General features: G+C 43.8%; 21 protein-coding genes and 1 riboswitch. Of the genes, 18 read left to right on the top strand and 3 right to left on the bottom strand.

Annotated elements, in window-relative coordinates:
• Positions 1 to 16: 16 nt before the first annotated feature.
• Entirely contained in the window at positions 17 to 787 is a 771-nt protein-coding gene (locus IEW05_RS12460) for a tetratricopeptide repeat protein (protein ID WP_229753358.1), read from the bottom strand.
• Between the two features lie 31 nt (positions 788 to 818).
• Complete coding sequence (gene mciZ, locus IEW05_RS12455; RefSeq protein WP_188539141.1) at positions 819 to 959, bottom strand: Z-ring formation inhibitor MciZ; 141 nt, start codon at positions 957 to 959, stop codon at positions 819 to 821.
• A gap of 100 nt (positions 960 to 1059) precedes the next feature.
• Between mciZ and IEW05_RS12450 the strand changes: the two genes are divergently transcribed.
• The 18 genes from IEW05_RS12450 to IEW05_RS12365 all read left to right on the top strand — a co-directional run bounded on the left by IEW05_RS12450 (position 1060) and on the right by IEW05_RS12365 (position 16908).
• Positions 1060 to 1623, top strand: coding sequence for an NUDIX domain-containing protein (locus IEW05_RS12450; protein ID WP_188539139.1), 564 nt, complete (start codon positions 1060 to 1062; stop codon positions 1621 to 1623).
• 2 nt (positions 1624 to 1625) lie between these two features.
• Positions 1626 to 2819 carry an endonuclease Q family protein gene (locus IEW05_RS12445; protein ID WP_188539137.1) on the top strand — a complete coding sequence of 398 codons (1194 nt, stop codon included), beginning with the start codon at positions 1626 to 1628 and terminating at the stop codon, positions 2817 to 2819.
• Positions 2820 to 2910: 91 nt separating this feature from the next.
• Complete coding sequence (gene spoIIM, locus IEW05_RS12440) at positions 2911 to 3552, top strand: stage II sporulation protein M (protein ID WP_188540850.1); 642 nt, start codon at positions 2911 to 2913, stop codon at positions 3550 to 3552.
• A gap of 110 nt (positions 3553 to 3662) precedes the next feature.
• Positions 3663 to 4139: a ferric iron uptake transcriptional regulator gene (gene fur / locus IEW05_RS12435; protein WP_188539135.1), complete on the top strand. Its 477-nt coding sequence runs from the start codon at positions 3663 to 3665 to the stop codon at positions 4137 to 4139.
• Between the two features lie 198 nt (positions 4140 to 4337).
• Positions 4338 to 4574, top strand: coding sequence for a DUF4227 family protein (locus tag IEW05_RS12430; protein ID WP_188539133.1), 237 nt, complete (start codon positions 4338 to 4340; stop codon positions 4572 to 4574).
• Between the two features lie 97 nt (positions 4575 to 4671).
• On the top strand, positions 4672 to 5601 hold the full coding sequence (gene xerD / locus IEW05_RS12425; RefSeq protein WP_188539131.1) for a site-specific tyrosine recombinase XerD: 930 nt from the start codon (positions 4672 to 4674) through the stop codon (positions 5599 to 5601).
• Positions 5602 to 5635: 34 nt separating this feature from the next.
• Positions 5636 to 6823, top strand: coding sequence for a phosphopentomutase (gene deoB, locus IEW05_RS12420; protein ID WP_188539129.1), 1188 nt, complete (start codon positions 5636 to 5638; stop codon positions 6821 to 6823).
• A gap of 20 nt (positions 6824 to 6843) precedes the next feature.
• On the top strand, positions 6844 to 7668 hold the full coding sequence (locus IEW05_RS12415) for a purine-nucleoside phosphorylase (RefSeq protein ID WP_188539128.1): 825 nt from the start codon (positions 6844 to 6846) through the stop codon (positions 7666 to 7668).
• A gap of 24 nt (positions 7669 to 7692) precedes the next feature.
• Positions 7693 to 9024, top strand: a complete 1332-nt coding sequence (locus IEW05_RS12410; RefSeq protein ID WP_188539127.1) for a pyrimidine-nucleoside phosphorylase — start codon at positions 7693 to 7695, stop codon at positions 9022 to 9024.
• A 163-nt stretch (positions 9025 to 9187) separates the two neighbouring features.
• On the top strand, positions 9188 to 10378 hold the full coding sequence (locus IEW05_RS12405; RefSeq protein ID WP_188539126.1) for a D-alanyl-D-alanine carboxypeptidase family protein: 1191 nt from the start codon (positions 9188 to 9190) through the stop codon (positions 10376 to 10378).
• Between the two features lie 88 nt (positions 10379 to 10466).
• On the top strand, positions 10467 to 10820 hold the full coding sequence (gene spoIIAA / locus IEW05_RS12400; RefSeq protein WP_188539125.1) for an anti-sigma F factor antagonist: 354 nt from the start codon (positions 10467 to 10469) through the stop codon (positions 10818 to 10820).
• On the top strand, positions 10817 to 11269 hold the full coding sequence (spoIIAB, locus tag IEW05_RS12395; protein ID WP_188539124.1) for an anti-sigma F factor: 453 nt from the start codon (positions 10817 to 10819) through the stop codon (positions 11267 to 11269). The genes spoIIAA and spoIIAB overlap by 4 nt, the downstream gene beginning before the upstream one ends.
• An 11-nt stretch (positions 11270 to 11280) precedes the next feature.
• On the top strand, positions 11281 to 12036 hold the full coding sequence (gene sigF, locus IEW05_RS12390; protein ID WP_188539123.1) for an RNA polymerase sporulation sigma factor SigF: 756 nt from the start codon (positions 11281 to 11283) through the stop codon (positions 12034 to 12036).
• Between the two features lie 165 nt (positions 12037 to 12201).
• Entirely contained in the window at positions 12202 to 12843 is a 642-nt protein-coding gene (locus tag IEW05_RS12385) for a stage V sporulation protein AA (protein ID WP_188539121.1), read from the top strand.
• Positions 12840 to 13265 carry a stage V sporulation protein AB gene (locus IEW05_RS12380; RefSeq protein ID WP_188539119.1) on the top strand — a complete coding sequence of 142 codons (426 nt, stop codon included), beginning with the start codon at positions 12840 to 12842 and terminating at the stop codon, positions 13263 to 13265. Before IEW05_RS12385 ends, IEW05_RS12380 begins: the two co-directional genes overlap by 4 nt.
• Before the next feature lie 28 nt (positions 13266 to 13293).
• Positions 13294 to 14901: a spore germination protein gene (locus IEW05_RS12375; protein ID WP_188539117.1), complete on the top strand. Its 1608-nt coding sequence runs from the start codon at positions 13294 to 13296 to the stop codon at positions 14899 to 14901.
• A 110-nt stretch (positions 14902 to 15011) separates the two neighbouring features.
• On the top strand, positions 15012 to 16343 hold the full coding sequence (gene lysA, locus IEW05_RS12370; protein WP_188539115.1) for a diaminopimelate decarboxylase: 1332 nt from the start codon (positions 15012 to 15014) through the stop codon (positions 16341 to 16343).
• 127 nt (positions 16344 to 16470) lie between these two features.
• Positions 16471 to 16908: a peptidylprolyl isomerase gene (locus IEW05_RS12365; RefSeq protein WP_188539114.1), complete on the top strand. Its 438-nt coding sequence runs from the start codon at positions 16471 to 16473 to the stop codon at positions 16906 to 16908.
• A gap of 79 nt (positions 16909 to 16987) precedes the next feature.
• On the opposite strand, the gene IEW05_RS12360 is transcribed toward IEW05_RS12365, so the two are convergent.
• A complete protein-coding gene (locus IEW05_RS12360) occupies positions 16988 to 17410 on the bottom strand; it encodes a V4R domain-containing protein (protein ID WP_229753357.1) in 423 nt (140 codons plus the stop codon).
• 276 nt (positions 17411 to 17686) lie between these two features.
• Positions 17687 to 17866: riboswitch (FMN riboswitch) on the top strand.
• The last annotated feature ends 7 nt before the right edge of the window (positions 17867 to 17873 follow it).

Below are 17873 nucleotides of genomic sequence, written 5' to 3'. Positions count from 1 at the left end.
CAGGAGCCTAAAGAACTTAATGTAACAAGGCAGACTGTTCTACTACTTGATCCGGCAGGTTCCGTTGCTGCTCGAGTGACCAGACCGTATGCCATCCAGATTTAGTTATGATTTGGAGAGATTGCGTGATGTCACTTAGATACCTCTCTATTCTCATTCTATCTTCTTCAGACGGGTTGTATATAGTGATCCTTCCTGTTAGGTTGTCAATTGCGTCGAGTAGATAACAGGATGCAGCACCGAATCGAGCCCGAGCCATGTCAGGATTACTTATGACAAGTGATTCGAAAATTTCAGCAGCCTCGGAATAACGACCCTCATCATGAAGGATTTCAGCAGATATAAAGTTTAGATTCAGTACAGAGCAACTTTTTTCATTGAGAAGCAGCTTATGAAAGGAGGTTAATTTCTCCTTAGCCGTAGATACGTAACCGTGTTTATAAAGAGACTGGATAAGCTCGCTTTGGTGATAATTATCGGGATACTTGTTCACTAAAGTCTCAGCAAGATCAAGCAGACCTAAGGCTACTGTTCGATGAATAAGTTCGGCTACACGAATATGGCTCAGAATAAGGTCCATAATAGGGACATTCATCCGTAGTTGGCAGATGATTGACAACTGACTCATACTCTCCATAAAGGAAGATGACTTCGCTATCTCTTCTGCTGTCCACTCCTGGATACGCGAAAGTGCCTTTTCAATCTCGCCAGAACGAATTAAAGATTCAAGATATATTTCACGGTAAGACTCCGATTTATTATTTTCACAGAATGGAGAATAACCCATAGTTCATCACTTCCTGTTCTGTTGAATTCATTTATTTGGTACGTCGCGATTCTAAAAGTTCTTTAACTTTAACGGTTGCTCCCGCCTCTTTTTGCCACTGGGACAAAAGAATGCGGATTTGCCAGGCCTTTCCTTGGGCTCGCAAACGATCATTGGAGAAATATGATTTCATAGCGCTGCTCCTTTTCTAAGACGGGTTTTGGTATAGTTACAGCATATGTCTCAGGTGGACAAGTTATGACGTTATCTATTTCATTTTAGGAGGAAAAATAATGACTACAGCACAGGATAAGTTAATCGAAAAGACGATATCTACAGAACCTATTTTCTCAGGGAGAATTATTTCTCTTCAGATCGATACGGTAGAACTTCCCGATGGTTCACAAGCTACACGCGAGGTTGTGAAGCACCCTGGTGCGGTTGCTGTAATTGCTATTCATGAAGGGCGATTACTTCTTGTGGATCAATATCGTCAACCTATGGGTCGGTGTGAGCTTGAGATCCCCGCAGGTAAGCTGGAGAAGGGTGAAGATCCGATGGAGGCTGCCAAGCGAGAGCTTCAGGAAGAGACAGGATATCGCTGTGAGCATATAAGTCTGCTACATTCGTTCTATACATCTCCCGGTTTTGCAGATGAAATGATTCACTTGTATCTTGCAGAGGGATTGTCAGCAGGGGAAATGGCTCTGGATGAAGATGAATTTCTTGAAGTGTATGAGGCTACTTTAGAAGAATGTGAGAATTACATTGCCGAGGGTCGTATTGCGGATAGTAAGACGATCATGGCGGTATATATTTGGAAACAACAACTTGCACAAGACAGCCAAGTTAAGTAACGATGAGTAAACCATTAGATTTATCGTCTTATTATGCTGATCTTCATATACACATAGGTCGTACGGGTCAGGGCGCTCCTGTAAAAATTAGTGGTAGTCGGAATCTGACGTTTGAGAACATTGCAAAGGAAGCTCATGAGCGCAAGGGCATCAGTCTCGTGGGGATTATCGATTGCCATTCACCTGGAGTACAGGATGACATTGTCGTTAGCTTAAGCAAAGGCGAGATGAAGGAGTTAGAAGATGGTGGGATTTCTTATAAGGGAACGACCATCTTACTGGGTACAGAATTAGAAATTCGTGAACCAGGTATGGGACCAGCGCATATTTTGGTCTACTTACCTTATTTCGATATGATGCGGTCATTTACGGGTTGGTTGGAGCAAAGAATGAAGAATGTAAGTCTAAGCTCCCAACGTGTATACGCGCCAGCACGTGCGTTGCAAGAAGAGGTATATGCCCGAGGCGGCATGGTAATTCCTGCTCATATTTTTACACCTCATCGAAGTATTTATGGTAGTTGTGCCCCACGTTTGGATGAGGTACTGGATCCTGAACTTGTCAGTGCGGTTGAGCTTGGCCTAAGTGCCGATAGTGAAATGGCAGGATTGATCAGTGAGCTAGATCGGTATACCATCTTGACCAATTCAGACGCACACTCTCTTGGCAAGATCGGTAGGGAATACAATGAATTGATTCTACGGGAGCCTAGTTATCGTGAGTTCGAAAAAGCTCTGAAGCGTGAAGATGGGAGAAAGGTAGCCGGCAATTATGGCTTGAATCCTCGCTTGGGTAAGTACCACCGAACATACTGCGGTGGGTGTAATTACATCATCAATGAGACCGAGCATTCGGTGGAGCGTTGTCCTTATTGCGGTAGTCCCAAATTAGTACGTGGAGTTCTGGATAGAATCCATTCTATTAGTGATCGCAGCGAGCCTTCGATTCCCTCACATCGCCCGCCGTATCATTATCAAGTGCCCTTGGAATTTATTCCGGGCCTTGGTCCATCTAAGCTTAATCTCTTGCTCAAAGTCTTCGGTACTGAAATGAACATTTTGCATCAAGTATCACAGTTAGAACTTGCTGAAGTCGTAGGTGATGAGCTTGCTGGTCTCATTTGTGAAGCACGAAGTGGAAGATTAAATTTATCTCCAGGTGGGGGCGGGACATACGGCAAGGTCATCAAATCATAATGTTATTTTTGAAGCATAAGGGAGCTAGCTTGTACATAGTCTGATTTAAAGAGGAAGACGACTATGAACGAGAGAAAGGGGCTCCCGCATGCTGCAACCGTTTCGTCATGCGCTCAAGGATCAGACGTCACTGTATGTATTCGTATCTGTGCTTTTTCTGATGGGTGTTGTTTTTGGTGCATTAATGGTCAATGCGCTGACACTGGAGCAACAGCAAGATCTATCAAGATATCTTGGAGATTTCTTTGTATCCGTAAATCAGGGTGGAGTCGAGTTCAACCAGCTAGATTTTTGGGCTGTAGCGGGGCTGCATTTAAAGTGGATTGGACTAATTTGGATTTTGGGACTTTCCGTCATCGGACTTCCTGGTATTCTCATTTTAGATTTTCTAAAAGGAGTTCTTATTGGGTTTACGGTGGGTTGTCTTGTCGGTCAGTTCAGTTGGAAAGGTTTATTATTTGCGTTCGTGTCCATTGCGCCACATAATCTGATCATTATTCCTGCATTGCTTATTGGCAGTGTAGCCGCGGTAAGTTTCTCACTGGGGATTATCCGAAGTAGAGTTCTTATGAACCGTAATGGGAGTTTTGCTCGTCCCTTTTTATCTTATACAGGCCTGACTTTGGCTATGGTCGTGGTTGTACTGGCGGCATCGGCTTTTGAAACTTGGGTTACACCCGTGATGATGACTTGGGTCACTCCTATGTTGGAACAGGTTCTAAACCCAGTATAACTCTAGTAAAATGTTTGACTTTGTTGTTTGACTCCCCCTATAATGAAAGAAGTGGTTATAAATAATTACATTGTACGGCAATGTACGGCGATTCCTGGGGGAGGAACAACATGGAAGCAAAGATCGAGAAAATCAAGCAGCAGTTACAATCCCACGGTTACAAGTTGACACCCCAGCGGGAAGCCACGGTAAGGGTACTGCTAGAAAATGAAGAAGATCATTTAAGTGCTGAAGATGTGTTTATGCTTGTTAAGGATAAGGCTCCGGAAATCGGTCTTGCGACGGTTTATCGTACGCTGGAGTTATTGAGTGAATTGCATGTCGTTGAGAAGATCAATTTCGGCGACGGAGTAGCTCGTTACGATTTGCGTACAGATACATCCAAGCATCATCACCATCACTTGATATGTGTGCAATGCGGGGCAATGGATGAAATCCGCGAAGACTGGCTTGGAGAGCTCGAGGAACGATTGGACAAAGAGTTCAATTTTACGGTACTCGATCATCGCCTTGATTTTCATGGCATTTGCTATCGTTGTAAAGACAAGAATAGTGATAACCAGGATAAAGGTGAAAGCACTAACTAATCATTCGAACCAAAAAGCTTCTCACGGCCACCGTGCCGTTTGGAGCTTTTTTTGCTATCTGGCTAGGTAGTCAGAGAACAATCCTTGTCTAGTATAAATGTACATAAACTTTGTGTCTCTTTTATATACTGTTATAAACAATGTCCTTATTTTTAATTAATAGGATCTTAGTTTGGGTATAGAAAGAGAGGGAAGGTTATGATAATTTCACTACGTAAGTGTCTGCGTGCGCTCAAATATTTATTAGTATTCCTAGTGTTGGCCTACGCCATGTATAGAATTATAGGCATGTTGGATGGATATATATTTCCGATGGACAAGTATCGTATCCCAGAAGGATCTTCAGTCAAAGTATTTCGATCTGGTACCGATGGGGATAACAAGTCGGAAGTATTATCTGAGAGATTAAAGTTGTTTTTTTGGTATGGAGAATAGGGATAGTAGCAGGGAATAGCGTTATGTATGTTGAATTGTTGAATAGAGATCTGTCTACAGGGCAGGTTGCATAAAGAACGAAAGGAGGCATGGGGATTTGGAACAACATGTTGCCTCTTTTATTACATTTTTAGAAGATCAGAAGGGACTCAGTGGAGCGACTCTGGAATCATACTCCAGAGATTTGAAACAGTATGTGGCTTACTTACAAGAGCGAGAAGCGGACAGTCTTCTGGATGTGACCCGAACAGGAATTCTGTTATACTTTTCAGCGATGAAAGAAAGAGGAAAAGCCCCCGCAACGATAACTAGGGCCTCGGTTTCACTTCGAGCTTTCTTTCAATATTTAGTTCGAGAACGAATCATTGATCAAGACCCTTTTTTAATGATGGACATGCCTAAGAGTGAAAAGAAGCCACCACAAATTCTAACGATCGAGGAAACAGAAAGGCTACTTGAAATGCCTGATGTGAATCATCCTCTAGGTATGAGGGATAAGGCAATGTTGGAGCTGTTGTATGCGACGGGAATCCGGGTATCTGAATTAATCTCATTAAACGTGGAGGATGTTAATACAAGTCTTCGTTTCGTACGCTGTTCTGGAGGAGCTGGGAAAGAACGAATCATACCCATTGGAAGTGTGACTGCTGGATGGATAGAAAGGTACTTGAACGAGAGTTGGACACATCTGAGTCCAGAAGTAGGTAGCCAAGGGCCCCTGTTTCTTAATCGTCGCGGAGTAGCTATCAGTCGGCAGGGTTTCTGGAAAATTATTAAAAAATATGGTCAGGAAGCGGGATTTACAGCCGCTATTACTCCCCATACACTACGACATTCTTTCGCCGCTCATTTACTTTCAGGTGGAGCTGATGTGCGGTCAGTTCAGGAAATGCTGGGACATTCAGACGTGTCGACGGTACAGGTTTATTTGAACATAACGAAACCGAACATTAAGTCTGTGTACGATTCATATCATCCCCGGGCGAAGAATGCTTTGACGTCTAATGGGGATAACTTAACTAACTAGCAAAAAAACTGTAAGAAGTGAGGAGTGAAACATAATGCTAAATAATAACAATTTCAATAAAATTACTGTAATTGTACTTGATAGTGTTGGTATAGGAGAACTACCCGATGCAAAGAAATATGGGGATGAAGGTGCTCATACACTGGGTCATATTTTAGAGAAAGTTCCTCAAACGAAGCTGCCTAATCTTCAGAAGTTAGGTCTCGGCAATATTGCCACGCTACCCAATCTAAGTCCGGTAGAGTCACCTATGGCTTCTTATGGCAAAATGGCGGAAGTTTCTACAGGTAAAGATACGATGACAGGACACTGGGAACTGATGGGTCTTAAGATTAATACTCCCTTCCAGACTTATCCAGATGGGTTCCCACGGGATTTGATCGCGCGGTTCGAAGCAGAGACTGGACGTAAAATGATTGGTAATAAACCAGCCTCCGGGACTGAAATACTCGATGAACTGGGCGCAGAACATATGAGAACGGGAGCTTGGATTGTATATACTTCCGCAGATAGTGTATTTCAAATTGCAGCACATGAGGAGATCATTCCGCTTTCAGAGTTATACCGTGCTTGTGAAATAGCTCGTCGACTTACACTGGAACCGGAGCATACCGTGGGAAGAGTCATTGCCCGTCCTTTCGTTGGCACACCAGGGGATTTCAAGAGAACGCCAAATCGACACGACTATGCAGTAAAACCGCCTGAACCAACAGTTCTTAATGCCCTTAAAAATGCAGGGAAGGACGTTGTTTCTGTCGGGAAAATCAACGATATTTTTAGTGGGGAAGGCATTACTGCATCCCATCCGACAAAGAGCAACAGTCATGGCATCCAGGAGACGATTACTCTAATGGGTCAGGACTTCACGGGTCTACTATTTACGAATTTAGTTGATTTCGATTCCTTATACGGCCATCGCCGTGACCCTGAGGGATATGCGCGTGCACTAGAAGAATTTGATGCTGCATTGCCGGATTTGCTGAGCAAGGTAGGGGACCAAGATTTACTTGTTATTACAGCGGATCACGGAAATGACCCGATTCATGCGGGTACCGACCATACACGGGAATATGTTCCGTTGCTTGTATACAATCCGGCGCTAACTCAAACTGTTGACCTCGGTATTCGCGCGACATTCTCGGACCTCGCAGCGACGATTGCCGATAACTTTGGAATCAACGGAAGTGGACACGGTAGAAGCTTTCTAAAACAATTGAAATAATAAACGGGAGAGTAGACAAAATGACAATTTTAACACAAGATATGATTAAAGAAGCAGCACAATATATCCAATCTAAATCACCGGTTACGCCACAGATTGGACTTATACTTGGATCCGGTCTTGGTGTGCTAGCTGAACATATTGAAGAACCGATAAGTATCGCTTATCAGGATATTCCGCATTTCCCTCAGTCCACGGTTGAAGGACATGCCGGAGAATTATTGGTTGGATCGCTTCAAGGTGTACCTGTTGTACTCATGAAGGGTCGTTTTCACATGTACGAAGGTTATGGACCTGAGCTGACCGCTTTCCCTGTACGTGTCATGAAAGAGCTTGGCGTATCGAAACTGCTTGTAACGAACGCTGCAGGCGGTATTAATACGTCATTTGCTCCAGGGGATTTGATGCTTATTTCGGATCATATTAATTTGACGGGGAAGAACCCCCTGATTGGACCAAATGATAGTGAAATGGGTCCAAGGTTCCCGGACATGTCACAGGCATACAGCCGTAAGCTTCGGGATACGGCCAAGAAAGTCGCAAGTGAGAAGAATGTACCACTTCAGGAAGGTGTCTATGTTGGCCTTCTGGGCCCTACCTACGAGACGCCAGCGGAAATTGTAATGCTTCGTACTCTTGGCGGTGATGCAGTGGGTATGTCGACTGTTTCCGAAGTCATAGTGGCAAGGCATGCAGGAATTGAAGTGCTGGGTATTTCATGTATTAGTAATATGGCTTCTGGTATCTTAGATCAACCTTTGTCCCATCATGAAGTGATGGAAACGACCGATCGAGTTCGGGAGAAGTTCCTAAGTCTTGTATTGTCAATCATCCCTGAAATGTAAATTTGAAAGGTGAGGAAGCTGACGATGAGAGCTGTAGATCTGATTCGAAAAAAACGAGATGGTCTTGAACTAAGTAACGAAGAGATTGGCTTTTTAGTTAAGGGTTATAGTGAAGGTGACATTCCTGATTATCAAATGTCCGCTTGGGCCATGGCTGTTTATTACCAAGGGATGAGTGCGCGTGAGACGGCTGATCTAACACTGCATATGGCTGCTTCAGGGGATATGGTTGATCTTAGTTCCATACATGGGATTAAGGTCGACAAGCACTCTACTGGCGGTGTAGGTGATAAAGCGACGATAGTCCTTGGACCTCTTGTTGCCGCTGCTGGAGTACCTGTAGCTAAGATGTCAGGTCGAGGTCTCGGTCATACCGGTGGAACCATTGATAAGCTTGAAGCTATTTCAGGATTCTCTGTCGAGCTTGGGAAAGAGCAGTTCTTCAATCAAGTGAACGATATTGGACTTGCTGTTGTCGGTCAGAGCGGCAACATGACTCCTGCGGATAAGAAGTTGTATGGCCTACGTGATGTCACAGCTACTGTGGATTCGATCCCGCTCATTGCGAGTTCCGTTATGAGTAAGAAGATCGCAGCGGGTGCAGACGCGATTGTGCTCGACGTCAAAACGGGTAGCGGAGCATTTATGAAGACGTTAGATGATTCGATCCGGCTTGCGAGTGCGATGGTCGATATTGGCACACAAGTCGGTCGGAGCACGGTAGCTGTGATCAGTGATATGGATCAGCCGCTAGGACATGCCATAGGCAATGCTCTGGAGATCAAGGAAGCTGTGGCTACACTTCGAGGAGAAGGCCCATCTGATCTGCAAGAGGTATGCTTGATATTGGCATCGCACATGCTTGTGCTAGGTGGGAAGGCTGAGTCAGAGACGGAAGCCAGAATGATTCTTAAAGAAAAGCTAGAAAGTGGTGCAGCACTGGATAAATTGATGGCCATGGTCGCAGCACAAGGAGGCGATATCGCCCAAATCAAAGATCTAGCATTACTTCCACAAGCGGAGATTTTGGTTGAAGTTAAATCAGTCAGCTCAGGGTATATAGAGTCTATACAGGCGGAGGAAATTGGTATTGCCGCGATGATACTCGGAGCTGGGCGAGAGAATAAGAATTCCGTGATTGACCTGGCTGCTGGAGTAGATTTACGCAAGAAAATTGGTGATTCAGTCACGATTGGTGAAACTTTAGCTGTTCTTCACCTGAATAAAGAACATGAATCAGGACAAGAAGAAGCGGTGAACCGAGTGAGAGAAGCTTATGGTATTTCCAGTGAGAAGGTACAAAGACGTCCACTCGTTTTTGCTCTAGTAACACCTGAAGGTATCAAGAGATTCTAGCTTGAACATTGAATAGTAATGCGAGCGAACCACAGTGTTTTCAGTAATCCTTAATAGGGTTGCGGGAGATACCGTGGTTTATTTGCGTTTTAAGGAATATTTTTCATCTAGTTGGACGATACTAGGTTATCAGAATCAAATGCATGTTTAAGGGGGGTTAATCATGAAAAAAATGATGTTGACGTGGATCGTCACGTTGATGTTGACAGTCTTAATCAGTCCTACGTTCAGCTACGCAGCTCAGGCGGGGCTTCATGAAGATGACGGTGATGTCGCACTTGCGGATAACGCCCGTTCTGCTATTTTGATTGATGCGGATACTGGGACTGTGATTTACGAGAAACAGAGTCATGAGAAGTTACCACCAGCTAGTATTACAAAGATTATGACGATGCTACTAACGATGGAAGCGATCGATAAGGGCACATTGAAATTGACAGATAAGGTTAGGGCCAGTGAGTATGCCTCTTCAATGGGCGGATCACAAATTTTCCTTGAGCCTGGGGAAGAAATGACCGTTGATGAGATGCTTAAAGGGGTAGCAATGGCTTCTGGAAATGATGCATCTGTCGCATTAGCGGAGCGAATTGGTGGATCAGAGAAGGCTTTTGTGAAACTAATGAACCAAAGAGCGGAGCAACTGGGGTTAAAGGATACGCACTTCGAGAATTGCAACGGCTTACCTGTAGCCAATCATTACAGTTCTGCACACGATATTGCTGTTATGAGCCGAGAATTACTTAAATATCCTATCATTACTAAATATACTGGGTCCTATCAGGATTATTTACGTAAAGATTCTGCTAAACCATTCTGGTTGGTGAATACAAATAAACTAGTCCGTTTCTATAGCGGTGCAGACGGTCTTAAGACAGGATATACAGCGGAAGCAAAATTCTGTCTATCAGCTACCGCTTCGCGTGATGGGTTAAGACTCATTGCGGTGGTACTTGGTGAACCGAACACCAAGACCCGAAATAGTGAAGTGTCGGCGATGTTTGATTATGCTTTCTCCCAATATGCCCTGCAGCCAATCTATAAAGCTGGTGAAGTGATTGGTAAGGTGAAGGTTCAGAAGGGAGAATCATCCCAGATCGAATTGACCGCAAACCGTGCATTAAGTGTCCTTGTCAAAAAAGGAAGTGCACAAGGTAGTATAACTCAAAAGGTAGTTGTGCCTGAAAAGGTTAATGCGCCGGTAAAAGAAGGTCAAAACATAGGCAAGCTGATTGTTTATCAAGACGGTAAGGTATTAAATGAGTTTGAGCTTAATGCCCCTTCAGCCATTGATAAAGCAGGTTGGTGGACGATGTTTAAAAGAACGGCTTCACATTTATTTTTTGTAGATTCGTAGGGGTTTTCTTCTAGTTTTGTCATAGAGAAGGATTATTTCATTTGGGTGTAGAAATGTGTGTTCATGTCAGAGAGGAGAGTGAACAGACGTGAATTTGCATGCGGAGATGGTAAGAAACCGCGATACGTTAATTGTGCGTTTAAGTGGAGAGTTGGATCATCATACGGCTGATGATGTTCGTATGCGTATCGATGAGGAACTTGGACGCGGTGGCTGCCGTCATCTTGTATTAAGCCTAAAGTCACTTCAGTTTATGGATAGTTCCGGGCTCGGGGTCATTTTGGGGAGATACAAGTTGATCAAGCAGAGAGGCGGCAGAATGGTATTATGCGACGTCAATCCATCGGTATATCGGTTGTTTGATATGTCAGGCTTGTTCAAGATCATGTCCATTTACGAGGACGAAGATATGGCTCTCTCTGAGTTGGAGGTGGTCCTATGAGTCATACTGAAGAGAATTTTATGTCACTGCAATTTGCCGCTAAGTCGGAGAATGAATCGTTTGCTCGTGTGACGGTAGCAGCTTTCGTATCTCAACTCGATCCTACAATGGATGAAATTACTGATTTAAAGACGGTAGTCTCTGAGGCGGTTACGAATTCCATAATTCATGGTTATGATGGGAATTCTGAGGGGATTGTGAATATCTCTGTCAGAATCGAAGACGACACAGTTACATTGATCATTGAAGACAAGGGCCGTGGTATTGAGGATTTAGAGTTGGCGAAACAGCCACTTTATACGTCAAAACCTGAGTTGGAACGTTCGGGTATGGGCTTCACAATTATGGAGAACTTCATGGATGAATTCGATGTGATCAGCGAGGTTGGAGGGGGTACCTCTATTCGCATGAAGAAACGGATTGTATCCAAGAAAGCTTTATACAATTAGGGGTTGGATCTATGGATACCGATGTGAAGCAAACCTCGAGAGAGTTTCTAAATGACACGGAAGTGAAACGATTGATCGCCCTGAGCCAGTCGGGGGATAATGGTGCAAGAGATCGATTAGTTAATTGCAACATCCGGCTTGTCTGGTCTGTCGTACAACGGTTTATGAATCGGGGTTATGAGCCTGATGATTTGTTTCAAATCGGTTGTATCGGTCTATTAAAGTCGGTTGATAAATTCGATCTTAGTTATGATGTGAAATTCTCAACTTATGCCGTACCTATGATTATCGGAGAGATCCAACGATTCTTACGTGATGATGGAACACTCAAAGTCAGCAGGTCGCTGAAAGAGATGGCCAATAAGGTTCGTAAGATGAAGGATGAGCTATCGAAGCAATTAAACCGACTTCCGACAGTGAAAGAGGTCGCCACTGCGCTTGGCGTTACCCCAGAAGATGTGGTGTTTGCCCAAGAGGCGAACAAGCCCCCCGCTTCGATTCACGAGACGGTTTTTGAGAATGATGGTGATCCCATCACGCTCATGGATCAGATTGCTGATGAATCACAGGAACGATGGTTTGATAAGCTGGCACTGCATGAAGCAATAGACGGTCTCAATGAACGGGAGAGACTTATCGTGTATCTGCGATATTATCGCGACCAGACGCAGTCTGAAGTTGCTACTCGTCTTGGTATATCTCAGGTGCAGGTATCCCGGCTTGAGAAAAAAATATTGCAATGTATTCGTGATCAGATTGCGCAGTAAAGAACATAGATTAAACAAATAAACGATCATCCAAGGAGTTCTTTTCTTGGATGGTCGTTTATTTGTTTATACCGACGGGATGACTTGTTGAACAACCTCTACAAGAGTAAAAAAGGGCATGTCTTGGCATACTATGGGCAATACGGCAGATAAGGGGTGACTTTGATGGGGATAAATCCCGCCTCTATTATATATTTGCGGCTTCGTAAACAGGTGGGGATACCGCAAGGATCATCTATTAGGCTGCGGGACGTGGCCCGTGTATTGGCTGATCCGGATCAAGAGGAGGATTTGCTGGATCTGGTACTTGTCAGACCAGAATCTCGTGACGGGAACTTAATTGTTATTGATATGCTGCATGTGATCCGAGTTATCAAAGATCGATTTCCAGCGTATCAAATCGAATTCGTTGGTGAACCACATGTACTGGTAGAGCTGGTTAGTAAAGAGAAGAAACCTTCGCTGATCCTATTCGTCGTTGTTTGGTTATTGTTATTTTTTGGTGCAGCTCTGACGATTATGAATTTCCATGCGGATGTTAGTATGCCAGAGGTCCAAATACGCATTGTTGAAATGATCACAGGGACAAGAGATGAGCATCCTTATTTGTTCCAAGGCGCATATTCCATTGGTCTGGGACTTGGGATGATTGTCTTTTTTAATCATTTGTTCAAGAAGAAATGGAACGAGGAGCCGACCCCGCTAGAAGTTGAAATGTTTCTATACCAAGAGAACTTAAACCATTACGTAATCGCGGAAGAGTATAAAAAAATGGCGAATAATCCATCTCAGGAGAAAGCTCCTTGACTCCCGTAGTGTCGGCCATTGTTCTTACTTTTCTTGGTGTAGCAGGTGGGGTTGCCGTAGGTGGTGGTGTGATTGCACTGTTCATTGTTCTAGACGTGATTCCAAGGCTTGCTCAGGTTACTAGGACATACAACAAAGTCCACTGGTATGAGGGGGCTATGGTCAGTGGTTCGTTTATTGGAACAGTAGCAGACTTTTGGAATTGGCATGTTAGCGGGCCATGGATTGGAAGTGGATTTGTTGGTTTGCTGAACGGGATTTTTGTTGGAATGCTCGCTGCAGCTCTTACAGAAGTGCTTAATGTATTACCGATTTTGGCCAAAAGATTGCATATGCAGCGATATCTGTTCGGTCTGCTGCTCGCCATGGTATGCGGTAAAGTAGCGGGTTCTTTATTCGAATGGTTTATCTACAGGTCATAAATTAATCGCAAAGGAAAGGATGAGCTGAATGAGAATGAGGACTAAGCACTCGGGAAAGGATCAGCAGGGAGAAAAAGATAACGTAAAGGAAAGGAACAGGGACAAAGCGTTACAAAAAAAGGTTGAGAATGAGAAATCTGACTCGGTGGAAGAGTCTATCATATATTGGCAACATAGTGATGAAATTAGCGATTCACTGGATACAACAAAGGATACGCTTAAGCAGGTTGTTGCACTTGGTGATAGTTTTGACGTTGAGTTTCGTGAAATGACATTTGGGGGTAGGAGAACTGCTCTTTTCTATTTCAGCGGCTTCGCAAAGGAACAAACCATGCAGGAAGTTCTAAAACGTCTTACCTATTTAGAACCGGATAGCTTATCAAGCGAAGCGATTCATAAGCTTTTTAACTTGTATATTCCTCATATTCAAGTTTCAATACATCAAAAGCTGAGTGAAGTTATTAATAAAGTTTTAACGGGAATGAGTGCTCTGTTCGTAGATGGGGAACATACGGGGATTGTGATGGATACTCGTTCTTTTCCTTCACGTTCACCAGAAGAGCCCTCACTGGAGAGAGTTGTTCGGGGTTCCAGGGATGGATTTACGGAGACCATGTTATCGAACGTTGCACTTGTAAGACGTCGCATTCGTGATCCGGGTGTAATATTTGAAGCCATGACTGTTGGGCGTCGTACGAGAACGGATGTTGTACTGTCTTATATTGATGACATCGTTGATAAAGAGCTAGTTGAAGACGTACGAAAGAAAATAGAGGAAGTAAACATTGATGGTATCCCACTCGCGGACAAGCAGTTGGAGGAGGCAATACTTCATAAAGGATGGAATCCTTATCCGCTTGTACGTTACTCTGAGCGCCCTGATGTAGTAGCTTCTCATATAATGGAAGGGCGGGTTGTTATTTTTGTAGACACTTCACCAAGTGTCATTATTCTCCCGACAACCTTCTTTGATCTATGTCAACATGCCGAAGAAAATCGGCAAACTGCTTCTATGGGAACATATTTGCGCTGGGTTCGATTCCTTGGCATTTTTGCTTCTCTATTTCTTCTACCGATCTGGCTGCTGTTGGTTGTTCATCCTGAGCTGAAACCAGCTGCCCTATCCTTTATTGGTCCCCAGGAGCAGGGGAATATCCCATTAATTGCGCAATTTATTATTGTGGAGTTTGGCGTCGATCTGCTTAGAATGGCAGCGGTGCATACACCTACTCCGTTAGCATCTGCAATGGGTCTAATTGCTGCTATCATGATTGGTGATATTGCAGTAAAGACAGGGCTATTCGTTAATGAGGTTGTTTTGTACATGGCTGTAGCGGCAATTGGTATGTTTGCTACCCCTAGCTATGAGCTAGGCTTGGCTAATCGTATCGTAAGGCTGGTTCTACTCATAGCGGTCGCAATATTTGGTGCGCCTGGGTTTATTGTCGGTGTAACCGTGTTTATTGTGTTCCTTACGCTGCGTCGTTCCTATAATTCTTCTTACATGTGGCCGTTTATTCCATTTAATGCAAAGGCGATGGCAGCTGTCTTGGTACGTGTACCGGTCTTGACATCCAAGCTTAGACCATCCTTAAACAAGACAAGAGACAATACAAGAATGCCTCAAGATGAGTAGCTAAGGGTCCGTCCTACAAAAAATACAAAGGATAATCATAAAAATCCATTTTTCAGTTGGCCAGTTGTTTGCTATACTGGTGTAAAATTTGAAAGTGGAGGACTGCGTAGATGTATTTACACGGTACGAGCAAAATTAATGCAAAAGCTCATCTTGAGATTGGTGGTTGTGATACGGTTGAATTGAAAGAAACCTATGGCACACCGTTATATATTATGGATGAAGCTCTTGTCCGGCAAAGATGCCGCGAATATATGGAGTCTTTTAGAGCGTCAGGTCTGACGTTTCAGGTTGCTTTTGCCAGCAAAGCGTTCTGTGTAATGGCTATGTGCCGATTGGCTGAACAAGAAGGACTATCTCTGGATGTCGTCTCAGAGGGTGAGTTGTATACGGCACTCCAAGCGGGCTTCCCAGCGCAGCGGATCCATTTTCATGGGAACAACAAAACACCGTATGAATTAGAAATGGCTATATCTGCGGGCATCGGCTGTTTTGTGGTAGACAATTTCACTGAGCTTCATATGCTTCAGGCACTTGCAGCAGAAAAAGGTGTAGCGGTCAATATTCTGTTGCGTGTTACTCCAGGTGTGGAGGCTCATACGCACGAATATATTTCTACGGGGCAAACGGATTCCAAATTTGGGTTTGACATCGCAAATGGATCGGCCTTAGAAGCTGTAGAACTGGCGTCCGGAAGTTTGAATTTAAATCTACTCGGCCTACACTCACATATCGGATCACAAATATTTGAGGTTGAAGGCTTCCAATTGGCGATTGAGCGAGTTGCTGAATTCGCGGGGCAAGTGAAGGAAAATCTCGGTGTTGTTTTTAAAGTGGTCAACTTGGGTGGCGGATTTGGTATCCGTTATACCGCAGAAGATACACCACTCAAGGTATCGGACTATGTGAAGTCGATTACGGATGCAGTGAAGCAATATTTCGTTGGTATTTATGCCCAACTTCCTGAGATCTGGGTTGAGCCAGGTCGTAGTATTGTAGGCGATGCAGGAACGACGTTGTATACGGTTGGAACAAGTAAAGAGATCCCAGGTGTTCGTAAATACGTTGCTGTGGATGGTGGAATGACAGATAACCCACGCCCAGCTCTTTATGAATCTAAATATGAGGCTATGTTAGCAAATCGCGGGAATGATGTTGCCGAAGAAACGGTATCCATCGCGGGTAAATGTTGCGAAAGTGGAGATATGCTCATCTGGGATATAGATCTTCCTAAAGTAAACAGTGGAGATCTGCTCGCTGTTGCTTGTACTGGAGCATACAACTATGCAATGGCGAGTAATTATAACCGGATTCCTCGTCCGGCAGTTGTCTTCGTTAACGAAGGTAGCAGTGATCTTGTGGTCAAAAGAGAAAGCTTGCAGGATATTGTTGCAGGTGATGTAATTCCGGAACGGATTTCGAAGCAACCTTTACTTAAATAGTGTGAAATATTGTCTTAAATAAACAGACATTTTTGAACTTCTTCTGTAAGTCTCTTTGCTCCTCGCGTCATTTCATAGTACACTGTAAGAGGTTTGATTTAAGAGACATGAAAAGGAAGTGTTCCATATGAAAAAAGGTAAAATCGTTTTGGAAAAAGGCGGAGAAATTGAAATTCAGTTCTTGCCAGAAGAAGCACCAGGTACGGTAGCTAACTTTGAAAAATTAGCGAACTCCGGATTTTATAATGGTTTGTCGTTTCACCGTGTAATTCCTGGTTTTGTTGCACAAGGTGGCTGCCCAACAGGTAATGGAACTGGTGGACCTGGATACACAATCAAATGCGAGACAGCAACGAACACAACGAAACACGAACGTGGAGTTCTGTCTATGGCTCACGCTGGTAAAGACACAGGCGGAAGCCAGTTCTTTATCGTATACGAACCACAACCGCACTTGAACGGTGTGCACACCGTGTTCGGTAAAGTTACTTCTGGCATGGAGCTTGTTGACCAAGTTAAAGCTGGCGACAAGATGAAAGAAGTTTCTGTTTGGGACGAAGAGTAAGAATTAGCTTATGAGCTAATGTGAATAGCCCCCCTCCTATGGAATCACAATGGAGGGGGGCTTTACTATAGGTTTATAGCTAAAACCTTAATTCATATTCGCAGCGTTCATCCCCGTTAACATTACACTTTATTTCCTTAGCTGTGACTCTTTTATTGTATATTTTGCTCAGCGCTCCTTCCAAAATTGCTCCCTCAAGGTCACAAACCATCTGCCCTTCATGAATGGGAAGGCCTTCACAAAAGCAATCTTCAACAGCAATAGTCATGCCTTTTTCATTTGTACTTAAGATGTGAGGAATGCCAATTTTCAATTCTTCGAGTAGATGAAGAAGCTCTTCAAGTGAAGTGACAGGTAGACTCTGACCGATTTTTCTTCCGATGGTCATTGTTGTGCCTTTCCCCCCTGATGGTAGGCCCTGGTACATCCCGATTAATCGAATGGCACGGAATAGTTCTAAGGGAACCTCAGCGCCCAAAGTAGTTCTTTTTATTTGCTTCATGTCCTCAAAAGTAAAGTTGTTCATTTGCCTATCTCCATTCCCTTAGTCAAAATAGTAATGTTGTACTTGTATGTCTAATCCTAACGTTATATTTGTACACCCCTTGTGATTATCATCACATAATGAGAGGGGGTCTCCGTGTTCTCTCTTGCTTCAGACAAGATAATAACGCACTTCCTTGATTTTTTTAATTCATGGTGATAAGATACCGTCATAGTGGATAGGGTGTTATGGTTTGCTAAAACACCGATATCGATATAATTAAATATTTTTTATGCAGTCCTTCGGGGAGGGGTGAAATTCCCTACCGACGGTGATGGCATGTCTTGGCTTTGATAGTTTGATGAAGCAAGGCAGGCACAAGTCCGTGACCTGTATGCGTATCTTTGATATGCATATGGCTGAGCCGGTGTGATTCCGGGACCGACAGTATAGTCTGGATGGGAGAAGGAAAACGCAGGGA

The organism is Paenibacillus segetis (genome assembly GCF_014639155.1).
GTDB classification, from domain to species: Bacteria; Bacillota; Bacilli; order Paenibacillales; family Paenibacillaceae; genus Fontibacillus; species Fontibacillus segetis.
This window is presented reverse-complemented; position numbering and strand designations above follow the sequence as displayed.